Raw genomic sequence first — 13093 nt, 5'->3', positions numbered from 1 at the left:
CGCGCGCGGGCTCCGACGCTCCCTGCACATTCCGATCCGACGACGGCGGCCCCGTACCGCCAAGCACCAGACCGCCGTCGTCTTCCACCCGAGCAGCCAACCAGAAGAGGAGACCACCCATGGCTGACCTGACTCTCGCCACCTCCAGCCGCGAGGCAATCCCCGATCTGCGGCCCGTCGTCCGCGCCAACCAGGTGATACTGGCGCTCGACCTCGGCACCGCCACGGGCTGGGCGCTGCACGGCATCGATGGGCTGATCACCTCCGGCACGGCGTCCTTCCGCCCCGGGCGGTTTGATGGCGGCGGCATGCGGTATCTCCGCTTCACCAACTGGCTCACCGAAATCGACCGGCTGTCGGGGCCCGTCGCCGCCATCTGGTTCGAGGAGGTCCGCCGCCACGCGGCCACCGACGCGGCCCATGTCTATGGCGGGCTGATGGCCACGCTGACCGCATGGGCCGAGATGCGCGGCATTCCCTACGAGGGCGTACCGGTCGGCACCATCAAACGCCACGCCACCGGCAAGGGCAACGCGAACAAGGACGCCATGATGGCGGCCGCCCGGGCGCGCGGCTTCTCGCCCGCCGACGACAACGAGGCCGACGCCATCGCGATCCTGCTCTGGGCGCTGGAGACCCGGGGAGGTGTGCAATGAGCGGCATGCGGTTCACGCCCAAGGGCTACGGCGGTCGCCGCCGCAATCCCGACGAGGTCAAGCGCGACGGCTGGAAGGAACAGGGCCTGCTCGCCGTCGCCATCGACGACCACCGCCTGACCTGGCCGGAGCGCGAGCTGGTCCGGCAGCTCGGCGAGCGGCTCTACGGCAAGCGGGAACGGGAGGCGCGTCATGGGTGAGTGGACCACAGCGCAGGTGCAGGATCGGCTGGAGCTCGCGGCCGGCGTGATGCGGCAGATGCCGGGCGTGATGCCGCAGGGCTTCTTCAACGCCTGGCCTGAATACTTCCACAGCTTCGCCGACAAGGTCGGTCAGGAGCCGCAGATGCGTCGACCGAGGCCCAGCCCGCGACAGATCACGCAGGCCGAGGAAGCGATGCTCTGGCTGCGCTGGCTCGAGCCCGAGGATGGGCGCCTGGTCTGGGCCCGCGCCGACGGCATGGCGTGGAAGCCGATCTGCTGGCAGTTCGGTCTGTCGCGCACGGCCGCGACCAAGCGCTGGCAGTACGGCCTTGCGGTGATCACCTGGCGGCTGAACGGTCGCGTGCCGTCGCCCCGACGCTCGCAGCAATTCGTCATCGAAAACGCCAATCGGCTGTCAAGAAAAATCGTCCTCTGAGGAAATTTTCGGGTGTACATCGCAGGGCCTTACACATTTCGTCGAGGCCGTTAGAAAACGAATATGCTCGGGAGAGGAGCGCGCAGGCCGACGCCGCGCCGCTGGCTTTCGGGGTCAAGTGAAGGGTCCAGCCGGGGGCCGATGGGCTAACCCATTGAGTTCTTGGTTCCTTCCTGGCGAATTTCGTATGCTGGCGGGCGAAGCGCGGGACATCGCCAGCGACAGGGCCGGATTTTTGGGAAGCCACCCGGAAGCCGGACCCACGCGCGCCCCGCGCAAACACCAATGAACGCTGGCCTTCCGACTGGACACCGCTGGTGGCCGCTGGACCCCGCGCGGAGTCCAGCCCGGCATCCGGAGTCCGGAAGCCACCGGCATCCACCCGATCGAGGAACCTTGCCCACCATGACGCTGAGCTTCGCCCCGGACGCGATCGAGACATGGCCGCTGTCGCGCCTCCAGCCCTACGCGAAGAACGCGAAGGCGCACGGGCCGGACCAGGTCGCGAAGATTGCCGCCAGCATGGCCGAGTTCGGCTGGACCGTGCCCTGCCTCGTCGGCGAGGACGGCGAGCTGATCGCAGGCCACGGGCGCGTGCTGGCGGCGACGCAGCTCGGTTTGACCGAGGCGCCGGTGATCGTGCTCGGTCATCTGACCGAGGCGCAGCGGCGGGCGTATCGGATCGCCGACAACAAGCTGACGGAACTCGGGACGTGGGATGAGGCGCTGCTGTCGGCGGAACTGAACGACCTGCTGGCCGAGGATTTCGACCTGTCGCTGGTCGGCTTCTCCGACGGCGAGCTCGACAAGCTGCTGGCCTTCGTGCCGGAGGGGGACGGGGAAGACGGTGGCGCCGGGGGCTCCTTGCCGCCGGTGACCATCCCCGAGCCGCCGCGCAATCCGGCGTCGCAGACGGGGGATCTGTGGATCCTCGGCGACCACCGGCTGCTCTGCGGTGACAGCACCAGCGCCGTCGATGTGCGCCGCCTGATGAACGGCGAGCGCGCGATCCTGTTCGCCACCGATCCGCCGTATCTGGTGGACTACGACGGCTCGAACCATCCGACCCGCAACAAGGATTGGTCGGCGTCTTACGGCACGACCTGGGACGACAGCAGCCAAGGGGCGGAACTCTACGACGGGTTCATCGCGGCGGCAGTGGCGGAAGCCATCGCCGAGGATGCGGCCTGGTACTGCTGGCATGCCTCGCGCCGCCAGGCGATGCTCGAGGCCTGTTGGGAGAAGGCTGGGGCCTTCGTGCATCAGCAGATCATCTGGGTGAAGGACCGGGGTGTCCTGACCCGCTCCCACTACCTCTGGAAGCACGAGCCCTGCTTCATGGGCTGGCGCCGCCCCAACCGTCCGCCGAAGGTGGCCGAGGAAACGCTGCCATCGACATGGGCGCTGCCCAGCTTCGCCAAAGACGACCGTCCCGACCATCCGACGCCGAAACCGCTCGACGCCTTCGGGATCCCGATGCGCCAGCACGTCACGCGCGGCGGGCTCTGCTACGAGCCGTTCTCCGGCTCCGGCTCGCAGATCATGGCGGGCGAGGCCAATGGCCGACGTGTGTTCGCGATGGAGATCAGCCCGGCCTATGTCGATGTGGCCGTGGAGCGCTGGCAGGCCGAGACCGGCAAGCACGCCATCCTCGACGGCGACGGCCGGACCTTCGCGCAGGTGAGAACCGAGCGGCTGGGTGGCGACGCCCCGGCTGCGACCGAGGGGGCCCACGCGGCCTGACGACGTGGATGGCGTGGCTCTACCTTCCTCCGGTCTGTCTGCCGGAGCCGGCGACGCGTGCCTGTTCGGCCTCTCGCTCTGCTCCGGCGCCGGCGGGCTCGACCTCGGGCTTCACCTCGCGCTCCCCGGATCTCGCACTGTGGGTCATGTCGAGCGGGACGCCTACGCCGCGGCCATCCTCGTGGCGCGGATGGAAGACGCGACCCTGGATCGCGCGCCTGTCTGGGACGACGTTGCCACATTCGACGGCCGCCCGTGGTGCGGCGCGGTGGACATCGTCACTGCGGGCTATCCGTGCCAGCCGTTCTCCGTCGCGGGCAAGCGGCGCGGAGCGGACGACCCGCGGCACCTCTGGCCGCATGTCGCCCGCATCGTCGGGGAGGCCCAGCCGCCCTTCGTGTTTCTCGAGAACGTCGCCCATCATCTCCGCATCGGCTTCCCCGAAGTCGCCGGAGGACTGGTCGACATGGGCTACAGCCTTGCGGCGGGCCTCTTCACGGCGGCGGAAGTCGGCGCGCCCCATCGGCGCGAGCGGCTCTTCATCCTCGCCCACCGCGAGCGCGACCACCTGGCCGACCCCGCGCGCCTGCTCGGGGACGCGTTCGAGCGGCGGGAACCGGACCGAGATGATGCGGCTCTGGCCGACGCCGCTGGCCGGCGACAGCAAGGGGACGCGGAACCGGACGAGCAATCGAAGCGAGACGGCGCGCCCGCGCAACGACGGGACGACGCTCTGCGAAGCGACGCGGCTGTGGATGACGCCGACGGCGCGAGATCACAAGGACGGGGCGACGAGCCTCGCGAATACGCCGGTGAACGGGCTGCTTGGCCGCCAGGTCCTGGTGACGCCGATGCCTGGCGGGAGTTCCTGCGACACGCCCCGGACCTTGAACCCGCTGTTCGTCGAGGCGCTGATGGGCTGGCCCACCGGGTGGACCGGCTTCGGCTCTGTGGCAACGGAGTGGTTCCGCTGGTCGCGGCGCATGCGCTCCGAACTCTCGCAGCTCAGCTGCTGGCCGACGGATGAGGAGGTGGCATGAAGCAGAGCCGGGCCATGTCGCTCGTGGAGGCCTTCGCCAACGTGGCCATCGGTTACGGCGTCGCCGTCGTGACGCAGATCCTGATCTTCCCGGTCTTCGGCCTGCACACGACGCTGGCCCAAAACCTGCAGATGGGCGCCGTCTTCACCGTGGTCAGCATCGCGCGGTCGTTCGGCCTCCGGCGGCTGTTCGAGGCAATCCGCGTCAGAGCGGCGAAGCCGCCGCTCAGGACGAGCGGCGGCTCAGTTCCGGTCCGGTTTCCCTACCGCCGGGACTTTGGCGGCGCGCCGGGTCGGGATCAGGCTTCGAGCCGGTAGACCCGCCCGCGCCCCTCGACCTTGTCGGAGGTCACCTCGAGGCCGAGTTTCTTCTTGAGCGCGCCGGCAAAGGCGCCGCGGACCGTGTGAGGCTGCCAGCCGGTGGCGGCGACGATCTCGTCGATGGTCGCGCCCTCGGGCGTGCGCAGCATGGCGATGAGCTGGGCCTGTTTCGTGCCCTCGCGCGGCTTCCGCGCCTTGGGCGAGGATGCGGCGTCGCCCGCGGCCTCCGTCGCCGGGTCGGTCGTCGGCGCCTCCGTGGCGCCCCCCGGCGCGGTGTCGCCGCCGTCCGGCGCGCCCTCGGGTTCGACGCCGATAGCGGCGAGGCCCGCCTCGGAAATGTGCAGCAGGATGGCGCGACCGTCCTCGTCGTTCCGCCAGATGCGGTTCAGCGCCGCGTCGGCTTTGGTCTGGCTGTCGGTCGCGGTCTCGGCAATCAGACCGCGCGAAAGCAGCGCGCCCACCACCTTGGTCGCCGCGCCACCGCGCAGCGAGCCGGGGAGCGGCAGGACGTTGCGGTCGTCGCGCTGCGCGGCCGCGCTCAGGATTAGGAGCTGGGTGTCGGAAAGTTTGGTCATCGTTCGTCTCCGTCGTATCGGGGCGCGCGGAATGCGGGCCCTTCTACGAGGTCGAGCCCGCCACTCGGCGGGCGGGACTCGAGAGGACTATCGGCTACTCGGCGTGCTCGCCTTCGCGGAAGGCGCTGTCGGTGATCCGCTTCAGGAGGCTGGCATAATGCTCGAGGGTGCCGACGTGCCCCCAATTGATCTCGTCGGGGTGGGCGTTGAAGTGATCGTCGCTGAGCGCCTGCAGCCGGGCGAGCATCACGTCGATCTCGTCCTTCTTCGCGATGAAGGCGCTCAGCGCGGCTTCCTCGTTCCGCTGCGCCTTCTCGGCGCACTGCTCGTGGCGGGGCGTGGTGATCGGGTTCGGGCGGGTCATGGTGGCGGCTCCGGATCGTGTTGCATCGCGTCGTCGGACGGACGTTCGCTCCGGTCCCGAGGCTTATCAACTCAATAAGCAGCTGAAACTGCATGGAAATCGGAGCGAACGATGGTGGGCATGAGCGAGCGCCAGTACGCCGCCCATGTCGGGCTCTCGCGGGGCGCCATCCAGAAGGCCAAGACCGCCGGGCGGCTGGTCCTACACGAGGATGGCAGCATCGATCCCGCGGCCTCCGACCGGCGACGTGCGGAGACGACTGACCCGTCCAAGACCAGAAATGCACCCGACGCGAAGCTGAAGCCGGTGCCCGAAGCGGCGGTGGCCGCGGTTGGCGACACGTTGCGCGAGCAGGGTCTTGCCGCGCCGGCAGTCGGCGGCGGCACCACGTTCCTGCAGGCCAAGACCGCGAACGAGGTAATGAAGGCGCAGGAGCGGCGGCTCCGGCTGCAGAAGCTCAAGGGCGAGCTCGTCGAGAGGGCGCGGGCCGAAACGCTGATGTTCCGGCTTGCGCGCGAGGAGCGCGACGCGTGGGTGACCTGGCCCGCCCGGGTCGCGGCATTGATGGCCGCGGAACTGACTGCGGCGCTCGGAGACGGGATCGGAGTGGAGGTGGCGCTGATGCAGAAGGTTCTGGAGTCCCATGTCCGCGCCCAGCTCGACAACCTCGCGGAGATCCGGCCCGGGCTTGGATGAGGCGACTTTCGGGTTCGACGGCGCCGAGGCGCTGATCCGCGCCTGGTCGCGGGGAATCCGTCCCGATCCCCACCTCACGGTCTCGGGCTGGGCCGACCGGCACCGCATGCTAGCCTCGCGCGCCTCGGCCGAGCCGGGACGGTACCGGACCGCGCGCACGCCCTACATGCGCGAGATCATGGACCGGCTGAGCCCGGGCGATCCAATGCAGCGGATCGTCTTCATGAAGGCCGCGCAGGTCGGCGCGACCGAGGCCGGCAACAACTGGATCGGTTTCGCGATCCACCAGGCGCCGGGCCCGATGCTGGCGGTCCAGCCGACTGTGGAACTCGCCAAGCGCAACTCGCGCCAGCGCATCGATCCGCTGATCGAGGAGAGCCCGGACCTGCGGGAGCGCGTGAAGCCCGCCCGCTCGCGGGATGCGGGCAACACGATGCTGTCGAAGGAATTCGCGGGCGGCATCCTGATCATGACGGGCGCGAACTCGGCGGTGGGCCTGCGCTCGACGCCAGCTCGGTACATCTTCCTCGACGAGGTCGACGCGTATCCGGCCTCAGCCGACGAGGAGGGCGATCCGGTGACGCTGGCCGAGGCGCGGTCGCTGACTTTCGCCCACCGGCGCAAGGTGTTCCTCGTCTCGACACCGACGATCCGGGGGATCAGCCGGATCGAGCGCGAGTTCGAGGCCAGCGATCAGCGGCGGTTCTTCGTGCCGTGCCCGCACTGCGGCGCGATGCAGTGGCTGAAGTTCGAGCGCCTGCGCTGGGACAAGGGCAAGCCGGAAACAGCGGAATACCACTGCGAGGGCTGCGAACAGCCGATCGCCGAGCATCACAAGACGGCGATGCTGGACGCGGGCGAGTGGCGGGCGACTGCAACCTCGGCCGACCCGACGACCATCGGCTATCACCTGTCGGCGCTCTACTCGCCGGTGGGCTGGCTGAGCTGGCCGCGGATCGCGCGGGCGCACGAGGCCGCACGGGGATCGGACGAAGCGATGCGGGCGTTCCGGAACACCATCCTCGGCGAGACCTGGATGGAGACCGGAGAGGCGCCCGACTGGCAGCGTCTGGCGGACCGGCGCGAGGCGTGGCCGTCTGGCACCGTTCCTGCGGGCGGGCTGTTCCTGACTGCGGGCGCCGACGTGCAGAGAGACCGGATCGAGGTCGATGTCTGGGCCTGGGGCCGCGGGCTGGAAAGCTGGCTCGTCGACCACCTCGTTCTCGAGGGCGGCCCCGGTGATCCGGGCTGCTGGCAGCAGCTGACGGACCTGCTCGGCCGGACATGGGCGCATGCCTCGGGTCAGCCGATGGCGCTGGCGCGGCTCGCCGTCGATACCGGCTACGAGACCTCAGCGGTCTATGCCTGGTCGCGCCAGGTAGGCTTCGCGCAGGTGGCGCCGGTAAAGGGCGTAGAGGGGTTCAACCGGACGAGCCCGGTGACGGGGCCGACCTATGTCGATGCGACCGTCGCGGGCAAGCGGCTCCGGCGCGGGGCGCGGCTCTGGACGGTGGCCACCTCGACCTTCAAGGCCGAGACCTACCGGTTCCTGCGGCAGGACCGGCCGACGCGCGAGGAACAGCAGACGGGCGCGCTGTGCCCGCCCGGCACCATCCACCTGCCGGACTGGGCGGACGGCGAATGGCTGAAGCAGCTGACCGCCGAGCAGCTGGTGACGGTCCGCACGAAGCGCGGCTTCGCCCGGCTCGAATGGCAGAAGCTCAGGGAACGCAACGAGGCGCTGGACACGAGGGTCTACGCGCGCGCCGCGGCGTGGATCCTCGGGGCCGACCGCTGGCCCGAGGCGCGCTGGGCCGATCTGGAGGCTCAGCTCGGCGTCGCGGCGAAAGACGCACCGGAAGCCGGGTCGGGTTCGACCGCGCCGGCATCGAGGCGGACGGCGCCGCGGCGGCAGACCGTGCGCTCCAGCTACATGAGGTGAGTTCCATGTCCACGCCTGCAGAGCTCCGCGCCCGGCGCGAGGCGCTAGCCGCACAGCGGTCCTCGGGCGTCGCGCGGGTGAGCTACGACGGCAAGACCGTGGACTATCGCAGCGTCGCGGAGATCGACCGGGCCATCGAGGCGCTCGAGCGCGAGATCGCGGCGGCGGAGGGGCGACGGATGGTGCGGCAGATCCGCGTGACGACCGCGAAGGGGCTCTGACGCGATGAGCTTCTTCGATCGGTTCCGCCGCCGTACCGCCGGCGGCCCGAACGCAATGCGCGCCCGCCTCGAAGGCGCGATGGCGAAACGCCGGCTCCGCGGGTGGAACCCGCCCTTGGAGAACATCAACGCGCTGGTGGCCTCGGGCGGGCCGCGACTGCTGGCGCGCTCCCGCGAGCTGGTCGTCACCAACGGCTACGCCGCCAATGCCTGCGAGGCCTTCGCCGCAAATCTCGTGGGTGACGGGATCAAGCCTTCGTCGCTGATCGAGGATGGGCCGGTACGGGATCGTGTGCAGCGGCTCTGGCTCGCCTGGACCGACGAGGCCGATGCGGACGGGTTGACCGACTTCTACGGCCTGCAGGCCATGGTCGCGCGCGAGATGTTCGTGGCCGGGGAATGCTTCGTCCGCCTTCGGCCCAGGCGCGCAGACGACGGGCTGCTGGTCCCGTTGCAACTGCATCTCCTGCAGTCGGAGATGCTGCCCTTCGAGAAGACCGAGACCGCGGCGAACGGCAACCGCATCCGCTGCGGTATCGAGTTCGATGCGATCGGCCGGCGCGTGGCCTACCACTTCCGCCGCCGCCACCCGGGCGACAGCACCGACCAGGGCGCGGTGGTCCCGGAGACGGTGCGCGTGCCGGCGGCGGACGTGCTGCACATCTACCGCCCCATCGACGCAGGTCAGATCCGGGGCCTGCCGCATATCGCGCCAGCGATGGTGCGGCTGTTCCTGCTCGACCAGTACGACGACGCGGAACTCGACCGGAAGAAGACAGCGGCGATGTTCGCGGGCTTCATCACCAAGACCGCGCCGGAAGAGCCGATGATGGGCGAGGCCGAGGCGGATCTGGATGGGGCGGCCATCGCGAGCCTCGAGCCCGGCACGATGCAGGTGCTGCTGCCGGGCGAGGACGTGAAGTTCTCGTCGCCGGCGGATGTCGGCGGCGGCTACGAGGCTTTCCAATACCGGACGCTTCTCGCGGTCTCGGCCTCGCTGGGACTGCCCTATCACCTCGTCACCGGCGATGTGCGGCAGGCGAACTACTCATCCTTGCGCGCCGAGCTCGTCGAGTTCCGCCGCCGCATCGGCCAGCTGCAGCACGGCGTGATCGTGCACCAGCTCTGCCGCGCGGTCTGGCTCCGCTGGCTGGAGACGGCGGTGCTTTCGGGCGCGCTCGATGCCGATCCTGCTACTGCCCGGCCGGTGCAGTGGATCCCGCCGCGCTGGGACTGGGTCGATCCGCTGAAGGACATCCAGGCGCAGGTGCTGGCGATGGAGGCCGGCATCACCTCGCGGCGGAAGGTCGTCGAGGCCACCGGCTACGACATCGAGGAAGTCGACCGCGAAAACGCCGCCGACGCTGCGCGCGCGACGGGCCTCGGCCTGCGCTACCGCACCAGTCCCGGCGAGACACAAGGCGCGCGGGCGACACCGGCGACGCGGGCCGAGCCCGGCGATGGCGGCGGCAATGATACGGGCGATGGCGCCGCCGCGACCGATCCGGCCACCGAACAGGAGTGACGACATGGCAAGCTGGTATGCGATCCGCGCCCGGGGGGCGGGTGCGGAAGTGGCAATCTATGATGAGATCGGCGCCTACGGGGTCTCGGCGAAGGACATCCTCGCCGAGCTCGGTGCGCTGCCCGAGGCCGCGCCCATTGATCTGCGGCTGAACAGCCCGGGCGGCTCGGTGTTCGACGCCGTCGCGATCTACAACGCGCTGAAGCGCCACCAGGGCACCGTCACCGTCACCATCGACGGCATCGCCGCCTCGGCCGCCTCTTACGTCGCGATGGCGGGCGACGAGGTCGTCATGCCCGAGAACGCCTTCCTGATGATCCACGACCCCTCGGGCATGGTCCTCGGCACCGCCGCCGACATGCGCGCCACCGCCGAGGCGCTGGACAAGATCGCGGGCAGCCTGGTGCGCGGCTACGCCGCGAAGTCCGGCCGGTCCGACGAGGAGATCGTCGCCCTGATGACCAAGGAGACCTGGCTCGATGCCGCCGAGGCGGTGGAGTTCGGCTTCGCCGACCGGATGAGTGAGCCGGTCCGGCTCGCCGCCAGCTTCGACATCCGGCGGTTTCGCAATGCGCCGCCCGATCTGGTCGAGGCGGTGGAAAGCTCCGACGCCGCAGACGACGCGGACGACGGACAGACGGACGATGCCGCGGAAGAAGTGGACGACGATGACGCCCAGGGACACGCGTCCCAGTCCGCGGCCGATCCCCCGGGCTGCAGCGGAGGGCCAGAGCCGGCGCAGCCTGCCGCGCCCGAGCCGTCGCCCGATCTCGCCACGGTCCGGAATGAGGCGCTGGCCTACGCGCGCGCCGTCGTCGACCTCTGCCGGCTCGCCGGTCAGCCGCAGATGGCGGCCGGCTTCCTCGCCGACGGGGCCGACCTCGAGCAGATCCGCAAGACGCTGATCGATGCCCGCGCCAAGGCCGAGCCCGACATCAGCGCCAGCCATCCGCAACCCGGCCCCGGTCGCGAGGCCTGGCCCTGGGGCGACGTGATCGCCCGCACCTTCAAGCGAAAAGGATGATCCGAAATGGCCCAAGTTCTGACCGAAGGCCCGCATACCGGCGGCTTCCTCGTCTGGGAGGCCTTCCGCGACTATTGCCGCGAGGTCGTCACCATCGCCGCAGGCATGCTCGAGCCCGGCACCGTGCTGGGCAAGATCACCGCGTCCGGCAACTACGCCGCCCACGACCCCGCCGCCGTCGACGGCACCGAGACCGCCGTTGCCGTGCTCTGGGGCAAGGCCGACGCCTCGGGCGGCGAGGTACCCGCCGTCGCCCTGGTCCGCGGGCCCGCCATCGTCAACCGCCACGACCTCGTCTTTGCCGGCACGCCGAGCGAGGCCGAGATCGCCGCCGCCCATGCCGACCTGCTCGCCGCCGGCGTGCTCGTCCGCTGATTCTTCCCAAGGAGACCCGCCATGGCCACCATGGACATCTTCGAGACCGACGCCTTCTCGGTCATCGAGCTCACCCGCGCACTCGAGAACATCCCCTTCAAGCCCGCCACCCTCTCCGGTTCCGGCCTCTTCTCCGACCGCGGCGTGCGCACGCGCACCGTCGTGATCGAGAGCCGCGACGGCACGCTGTCGCTGATCCCGTTCTCCGAGCGCGGCTCGGCCTACGAACAGCAGGTGCCCGAGCGCCGGGACGTGCGCGCCTTCGTCTGCCGGCAGTTCAAGAAGCAGGATGTGCTCTGGGCCTCGGAGATCCAGGGCATCCGCGCTTTTGGCCAGGAAAGCGAGACCCAGCAGATCCAAGTCGAAGTGGCGCGCCGGCTGCGGCGGCTCCGCTCCGACGCCGAGGCCACCTTCGAGTTCCACCTGCTGAACGGCATCCAGGGCCGGGTGCTCGACCCCAAGGACGGGGCGACGGTGATCGACTACTTCACCGAGTTCGCGATCACGCCGGCCGCCGAGGTCGATTTCGACCTCGACAACGCCTCGCCGGGCTCGGGCGCGCTGCGCAAGAAATGTCAGGCGCTGATCGAGGATGTCGAGGACAGCCTTGGCGGCCTCTCGACCGGGGCGGTGCAGCTGCGCGCGGAATGCGGCTCGGCCTTCTTTGCCGATCTCGTCGCGCACAAGGAGGTCCGCGAGACCTATCTGAACACCGCGGCCGCGGCCGATCTGCGCAGCCGCCCCTCGGAAGAAGTCAGCTTCGGCGGCATCACCTTCCGGCGCTACCGCGGCAATGCCGCCTTCGGCGTGCCGCCGGACAAGGCATATTTCTATCCCGAAGGCGTTGAGGGGCTCTTCGAGATTTACTACGCGCCGGCGGACACGTTCGAGACGGTCAACACGCTCGGCCTGCCGCTCTACGCGCGCTCAATCCCCGACCGGGACCGCGACGAGTGGGTGCGGCTCGAGATTGAGAGCAATCCGCTGCCGATCTGCACCCGGCCGCAGGTACTGCGGAGCGCACGGCGAACCTGATGAGCGCCTTCACCACCGCCCTCGATGCACTGTTTGCGGACGCCCATCTCGCGCGCGACGTCGCCTACACCGCCGATGGCGGCACCCCGGCGCCGGTGCGCGCGATCGTTCGGCGGCCGGATGACACCACGGCCTTCGGCGATGCGCGGCTCTGGTCGGAATCGGCCCGGCTTGACCTGCGCATCGCCGAGGTTCCGAACCCGCGCCCCGGCGACCGGGTCGAGATCGAGAGCGAGGTCTTCCTCATTCAGGGAGAGCCTGTCCGTGACCGCGAGCGGCTCGTCTGGACCGTGGATCTGAGGCCCGCGTGAAACTGAAGCTCGACATCGATCCCGACATCGTGGCGATGATGGCGGCCGAGGTCGCGGCGGGCGAACGCGCTGTGACGGCCGCGATGCGTGTGGCCGGGACCGGGCTGAAGACCGCGTGGAGGCTGCAGATCAGCGGCTCAGGGCTCGGCACACGGCTGGCCAACTCGATCCGAAGCCAAAACTTCCCGCGGTCGGGCGAGAGTCTCGACGCCGCGGCGCTGGTCTGGTCGAAAGCGCCGGTCATCGTCGGCGCGCATGACACCGGCCCGCTGATCCGCTCGAAAAATGGCTTCTGGCTGGCGATCCCGCTGCCCGCGGCGGGCAAGTCCCTCCGCGGCGGCAGGATCACGCCCGGCGAATGGGAACGCCGCCGTGGCCTGCGCCTGCGCTTCGTCTATCGCCGGACGGGTCCGAGCCTGCTGGTGGCGGAGGGACGGCTCAACACGAAGGGCCAGGCGGTCGTGTCGCGCGCGAAGACCGGCCGCGGCCAGGTGACGGCGCCGATCTTCCTTCTCGTGCCGCAGGTCAAGCTGCCGAAGCGGCTTGATCTCGCGCGGGACGCAGAGCGCGCGCATGATGCGGTGCCGGGGCTGATCGTGGCGAACTGGTTGGAAGGACGGATGTGAT

Annotated in this window: 17 protein-coding genes and 1 pseudogene; 16 read left to right on the top strand and 2 right to left on the bottom strand. The window is 69.9% G+C overall.

Annotation, left to right across the window (positions count from 1 at the left end):
• The first annotated feature begins 119 nt into the window (after nucleotides 1-119).
• The 7 genes and pseudogenes from JM664_RS00300 to JM664_RS00270 all read left to right on the top strand — a co-directional run bounded on the left by JM664_RS00300 (nucleotide 120) and on the right by JM664_RS00270 (nucleotide 4395).
• Nucleotides 120-656: a hypothetical protein gene (locus tag JM664_RS00300; RefSeq protein ID WP_227417905.1), complete on the top strand. Its 537-nt coding sequence runs from the start codon at nucleotides 120-122 to the stop codon at nucleotides 654-656.
• The gene (locus JM664_RS00295) at nucleotides 653-856 is read left to right on the top strand and encodes a hypothetical protein (protein ID WP_425593243.1); all 204 of its coding nucleotides are present in this window, start codon (nucleotides 653-655) and stop codon (nucleotides 854-856) included. The genes JM664_RS00300 and JM664_RS00295 overlap by 4 nt, the downstream gene beginning before the upstream one ends.
• Complete coding sequence (locus JM664_RS00290; RefSeq protein WP_023851473.1) at nucleotides 849-1295, top strand: DUF6362 family protein; 447 nt, start codon at nucleotides 849-851, stop codon at nucleotides 1293-1295. The genes JM664_RS00295 and JM664_RS00290 overlap by 8 nt, the downstream gene beginning before the upstream one ends.
• Before the next feature lie 405 nt (nucleotides 1296-1700).
• Nucleotides 1701-3038 (top strand): site-specific DNA-methyltransferase, encoded by a 1338-nt coding sequence (locus JM664_RS00285; protein WP_227417904.1) that lies wholly within the window; start codon nucleotides 1701-1703, stop codon nucleotides 3036-3038.
• Nucleotides 2995-3552: pseudogene (locus JM664_RS00280) on the top strand (DNA cytosine methyltransferase); the annotation flags it as partial. The gene JM664_RS00285 and the pseudogene JM664_RS00280, both read left to right, overlap by 44 nt.
• Before the next feature lie 115 nt (nucleotides 3553-3667).
• On the top strand, nucleotides 3668-4078 hold the full coding sequence (locus tag JM664_RS00275) for a hypothetical protein (RefSeq protein ID WP_227417932.1): 411 nt from the start codon (nucleotides 3668-3670) through the stop codon (nucleotides 4076-4078).
• Nucleotides 4075-4395, top strand: coding sequence for a DUF7220 family protein (locus JM664_RS00270; protein ID WP_454824303.1), 321 nt, complete (start codon nucleotides 4075-4077; stop codon nucleotides 4393-4395). The genes JM664_RS00275 and JM664_RS00270 overlap by 4 nt, the downstream gene beginning before the upstream one ends.
• Here the strand turns inward: JM664_RS00270 and JM664_RS00265 are convergent.
• Together JM664_RS00265 and JM664_RS00260 are read right to left on the bottom strand one after the other, a co-directional pair.
• A complete protein-coding gene (locus JM664_RS00265) occupies nucleotides 4377-4973 on the bottom strand; it encodes a DUF3489 domain-containing protein (protein ID WP_227417903.1) in 597 nt (198 codons plus the stop codon). The genes JM664_RS00270 and JM664_RS00265 overlap by 19 nt on opposite strands.
• A 94-nt stretch (nucleotides 4974-5067) precedes the next feature.
• Nucleotides 5068-5337 carry a hypothetical protein gene (locus tag JM664_RS00260; RefSeq protein WP_227417902.1) on the bottom strand — a complete coding sequence of 90 codons (270 nt, stop codon included), beginning with the start codon at nucleotides 5335-5337 and terminating at the stop codon, nucleotides 5068-5070.
• Between the two features lie 111 nt (nucleotides 5338-5448).
• Here JM664_RS00260 and JM664_RS00255 point away from each other — a divergent pair, with 111 nt between their 5' ends.
• The 9 genes from JM664_RS00255 to JM664_RS00215 are packed head-to-tail and all read left to right on the top strand — an operon-like array spanning nucleotide 5449 to nucleotide 13092.
• Nucleotides 5449-6033 carry a hypothetical protein gene (locus tag JM664_RS00255; RefSeq protein ID WP_227417901.1) on the top strand — a complete coding sequence of 195 codons (585 nt, stop codon included), beginning with the start codon at nucleotides 5449-5451 and terminating at the stop codon, nucleotides 6031-6033.
• Nucleotides 5981-7975, top strand: a complete 1995-nt coding sequence (locus JM664_RS00250; protein ID WP_227417900.1) for a phage terminase large subunit family protein — start codon at nucleotides 5981-5983, stop codon at nucleotides 7973-7975. The genes JM664_RS00255 and JM664_RS00250 overlap by 53 nt, the downstream gene beginning before the upstream one ends.
• A 5-nt stretch (nucleotides 7976-7980) precedes the next feature.
• On the top strand, nucleotides 7981-8196 hold the full coding sequence (locus tag JM664_RS00245) for a phage head-tail joining protein (protein ID WP_227417899.1): 216 nt from the start codon (nucleotides 7981-7983) through the stop codon (nucleotides 8194-8196).
• Between the two features lie 4 nt (nucleotides 8197-8200).
• Nucleotides 8201-9721 (top strand): phage portal protein, encoded by a 1521-nt coding sequence (locus tag JM664_RS00240; protein ID WP_227417898.1) that lies wholly within the window; start codon nucleotides 8201-8203, stop codon nucleotides 9719-9721.
• Between the two features lie 4 nt (nucleotides 9722-9725).
• Complete coding sequence (locus tag JM664_RS00235) at nucleotides 9726-10745, top strand: head maturation protease, ClpP-related (protein WP_227417897.1); 1020 nt, start codon at nucleotides 9726-9728, stop codon at nucleotides 10743-10745.
• Nucleotides 10746-10751: 6 nt separating this feature from the next.
• Entirely contained in the window at nucleotides 10752-11120 is a 369-nt protein-coding gene (locus tag JM664_RS00230) for a head decoration protein (protein ID WP_227417896.1), read from the top strand.
• 21 nt (nucleotides 11121-11141) lie between these two features.
• Nucleotides 11142-12155: a major capsid protein gene (locus JM664_RS00225; protein WP_227417895.1), complete on the top strand. Its 1014-nt coding sequence runs from the start codon at nucleotides 11142-11144 to the stop codon at nucleotides 12153-12155.
• Complete coding sequence (locus JM664_RS00220) at nucleotides 12155-12466, top strand: head-tail joining protein (protein ID WP_227417894.1); 312 nt, start codon at nucleotides 12155-12157, stop codon at nucleotides 12464-12466. Before JM664_RS00225 ends, JM664_RS00220 begins: the two co-directional genes overlap by 1 nt.
• Nucleotides 12463-13092 carry a DUF6441 family protein gene (locus JM664_RS00215; RefSeq protein WP_227417893.1) on the top strand — a complete coding sequence of 210 codons (630 nt, stop codon included), beginning with the start codon at nucleotides 12463-12465 and terminating at the stop codon, nucleotides 13090-13092. The genes JM664_RS00220 and JM664_RS00215 overlap by 4 nt, the downstream gene beginning before the upstream one ends.
• Nucleotide 13093: the final 1 nt, after the last annotated feature.

The organism is Roseitranquillus sediminis (assembly GCF_016918935.1).
Classification (GTDB): domain Bacteria; phylum Pseudomonadota; class Alphaproteobacteria; order Rhodobacterales; family Rhodobacteraceae; genus Roseitranquillus; species Roseitranquillus sediminis.
The sequence above is the reverse complement of the archived record's forward strand: the minus strand, read 5'-3'. Positions and strand labels throughout refer to the sequence as shown.